The sequence below is a fragment of the Kitasatospora sp. NRRL B-11411 genome, from assembly GCF_000721345.1.
Lineage (GTDB): Bacteria > Actinomycetota > Actinomycetes > Streptomycetales > Streptomycetaceae > Kitasatospora > Kitasatospora cineracea.
In genome coordinates, this window is record NZ_JOGH01000247.1 from 1 (window position 1) to 3,156 (window position 3,156).

At 77.5% G+C, this 3,156-nt stretch carries 3 protein-coding genes; 1 reads left to right on the forward strand and 2 read right to left on the reverse strand.

The features are described from left to right. Nucleotides 1-217: 217 nt before the first annotated feature. Entirely contained in the window at nucleotides 218-1,153 is a 936-nt protein-coding gene (locus IH44_RS0139530) for a DUF389 domain-containing protein (protein WP_030464694.1), read from the forward strand. A 460-nt stretch (nucleotides 1,154-1,613) separates the two neighbouring features. On the opposite strand, the gene IH44_RS0139535 is transcribed toward IH44_RS0139530, so the two are convergent. Together IH44_RS0139535 and IH44_RS0139540 are read right to left on the reverse strand one after the other, a co-directional pair. Next, nucleotides 1,614-2,720 carry a CdaR family transcriptional regulator gene (locus tag IH44_RS0139535; protein ID WP_030464695.1) on the reverse strand — a complete coding sequence of 369 codons (1,107 nt, stop codon included), beginning with the start codon at nucleotides 2,718-2,720 and terminating at the stop codon, nucleotides 1,614-1,616. A 120-nt stretch (nucleotides 2,721-2,840) separates the two neighbouring features. After that, complete coding sequence (locus IH44_RS0139540; protein ID WP_030464696.1) at nucleotides 2,841-3,095, reverse strand: lipopolysaccharide assembly protein LapA domain-containing protein; 255 nt, start codon at nucleotides 3,093-3,095, stop codon at nucleotides 2,841-2,843. Nucleotides 3,096-3,156: the final 61 nt, after the last annotated feature.

Below are 3,156 nucleotides of genomic sequence, written 5' to 3' on the forward strand. Positions count from 1 at the left end.
CGCCCCACCGCCACCGCCCCCGCCCACCGCCGGCCGGGACGGACCCGTGGCCCGGCCGCCCTTGACCCACGACGGAGCCCCACCGCCCCCCGTCGGCCCGGAAGTTCACTCCCCGTCGGCCCGCACCGCCCGGCCGCGCCCGGGCAGGGCCGTCGGATGTCCCGTCCCGCTGCCCCCTAAGGTGGGCGCAGACCGCGCCGCCCGCCCGGAGGATCCCGTGCTCCAGCTCCGCCTGATCGTTCCCCCCGACCTGCGCGAACAGGTCCTGAAACGGCTCGACACCCGGGTCGGGGTCGCCCACCTCGCGGTGCTGCCCGACGGTGCGGTGCGCCCGGCCGGCGACCTGGTGCTGTGCGACGTGGCCCGCGAGGCCGCGGACGAACTGCTCGGCGAGCTGCGCGGGTTGGGGCTGGCCGAACGCGGGGCGATCAGCCTGGACGAGGTCGGGCTGACCCTCTCCCGGGCGGCCGACGAGGCGGAGCGGGCGGCGCCGGGCGAGGGGGTCGACGCCCTGGTGTGGGAGGAGGTGTCGGAGGTCGTCCAGGAGGAGTCGACGCTCAGCGGGGTCTTCCTGGCGCTCCTGACGGTCGCCACCATGCTGGCCGCCTGCGGCGCGGTGCTGGACAGCGCGATCCTGATCGTCGGCGCGATGGCCGTGGGCCCCGAGTTCGGGCCGCTCGCCGGGCTCTGCGTCGCCGTCGTGCGGCGCCGGGCCCGCCCGGCGGTGCGCTCCCTGCTGGCGCTGGCGGTCGGTTTCACCGTGGCGATGGCGCTCACCGTGGGCTTCTCCCTGCTGATGGACGCGCTGGGCCTGTTCAGCGACGCCAGGTTCGCGGCCGCGCGCCCGAACACCTCGTTCATCTGGCAGCCGGACGCGATGTCCTTCGTGGTGGCCTTCCTGGCGGGTGTCGCGGGCCTGCTCTCGCTCACCTCCGCCAAGGCGTCCGCCCTGGTCGGCGTGGCGATCTCGGTCACCACCGTCCCGGCCGCGGCCAACGCGGCCGTCGCCGTGGCCTACGGCGAGTACGCCCAGGGCTGGGGCTCGGCCGTCCAGCTCGCCCTGAACCTGCTGGGCATCGTCCTGGCCGGCGTCCTGACCCTGCTGGTCCAGCACGGCGCCTGGCACCTGGTCCGCCGCCGCCGCACCCGCTGAACCCGGACGGCCCGCGGGCACCCCGGCCGCTGCGGGCGTCGACGCCCTCCCCTCCGCGGCGTCGACGCCCCTGGACCGCTCATCCCCCCGGTGCGGCTCCCCCTGGCAGTGCGCCGCGGACGGGCCCACCGACGCCGCCGGCGCGGCCCCGGCCGACCCGTCCGCTCCCCCGGTCGCACTGCGGCACCTCCCCCCGAGGTGCCGGGATGATCGTGGCAGGCGGCGGGGGGCCGGCACATTGCCAGGATCCGGCAGTCTTGGCGCCCCTTCGGCGCCGGAAACCCGCAAGGGAGTCGGCCACGGAAATGCGGTCTCCCGTGGCTGGGCGCGACGCCGGTCCTTCCCGCGTGCTCATCCGCCAGCCCGCCTGCTTCGGGCTGTCCGGCCCCACCGTGTCGGCCGACGACCCGCCCCCGGGCCGGCGGGTGCGTTGCCCGTCCGGCTCCCGCGGCGCGCCCCCTCACAGCTCGCGCTGCGGCCATCCGAGCAGGCGGGCGCCCATCGCGGCGGTCTCCAGGGTGTAGCGGTGCAGGGCGTCCGAGGGGTCGTAGCCGGTCAGGGACTTGATCCGGTCCATCCGGTAGCCCAGTGTGCGGACGCTCACGCCCAGCCGCCGGGCGGCCTCCGCGTTCACGTAGCCCGCCTCGGCCTGCGCGGCGAGGGTGGCCAGCAGCGGGGCGGCGCCGCCGCGCGCGCCGCCGAGCGGCCCCAGCACGCTGCGCACCAGCTCCGCCATCGCGGCCCGGTCGCGCATCAGCACCGGGAACACCAGCAGTTCCTCGGCCCGGAGCCGTTCGGCGGGCAGGTCGAGGCGCTGCGCGAAGTCCAGCGCGCCCAGCGCCTCGTCGTAGCTGCGCACCACCCCGCCCGGCCCGGAGTGACGCCGCCCGGTCGCAACCCGGGCCGCCGCCCGGTACCCGGGGCCGGGGCGGAGCGCGAGGGCGGCGAACGCCTCCAGCACCGCGTGCCCGCCGTCGGGGGCGACGCACACCAGCCGGCCGTCCTTGGTCGCCAGCAGGACGTCCCGTTCGCCGAAGCGGCCGACGAGTTCGCGCTCCACCCGGCGCGCCACCGGGTGCTCCCCGTCGTACGGTTCCGTGCCGACCGCGACCGCCACCGCGTGCGCGCGGGCCAGCCGCAGCCCGAACCGCCCGGCCCGCTCGGCCAGCGCCCCCGGGTCGCTGCGCCCGTACAGCAGGTCGTCGATGAACTCCCGCCGCGCCGCCTCCTCCTGGCGGATCGCCAGCCGCTGCGCCCGCTCGTGGCCCTCGCCCAGCGCGGCGACCGCGGCCTCCGCGGCGGCGAGCAGCGCCTCGCCGGTGCGGCGGAGCCCGCCCAGCGAGCCGGCCCCGGCGACGCCGGGCAGCGCCGGCCAGGCCCGGCGGCCGGCGCCGAGGCAGTGCGCGACCAGTTCGCGCAGCCCGTGCCCGGCCTCGGCGGCGCGCTCGCCGAGCGCGCGCAGCGACTCCAGTTCCTGGCGGTCCAGGTTCCGGCCGGTCCGGGAGACCTCGGCGAGCAGTTCCGGGTAGCGGGCGCCCAGGTCGGACAGGGCCGTCGGTTGTTCCATCTCACTGCTCCGCTGCCGCACGACCGGTACCCGGGCGCCCGCCCGGTCGGCGGACGGCGGACAGATCCTAACGACCCCTTGACGGCCCGCCGTCACCGACCACCCGGCCCGGAGGCCCGGCTAGCCCTTCGTCCGGCGGCGGGCCAGCAGGCCGCCGAGGGCGGCTCCGACCAGCAGGGTGACCAGCAGGACCAGCCAGAGCGGGAGGGTGACGGTGGGGATCCACAGCCGGATGCTCACCGAGGCGGTGTTCACCGCGATGAACCAGACCGCCAGGATGCCGAGCACCAGGAAGGCGATCGTCCGGAAGCGTACGTCGCGGCCGCCGACGGTCACCGAGGCCGGTCGGTCCGCACTGCGCGTCTTGTCAGCCATACGGCCCATTATCCGGGGGACGCCGCGTTTCGGCCCGCCGACGGCCGACCGGCCCCCGCCC

Excerpts from the sequence above, each read along its gene's own strand:
- IH44_RS0139540 (WP_030464696.1), bottom strand. The coding sequence starts at position 3,095 with ATGGCTGACAAGACGCGCAGTGCGGACCGACCGGCCTCGGTGACCGTC.
- IH44_RS0139535 (WP_030464695.1), bottom strand. The coding sequence starts at position 2,720 with ATGGAACAACCGACGGCCCTGTCCGACCTGGGCGCCCGCTACCCGGAA.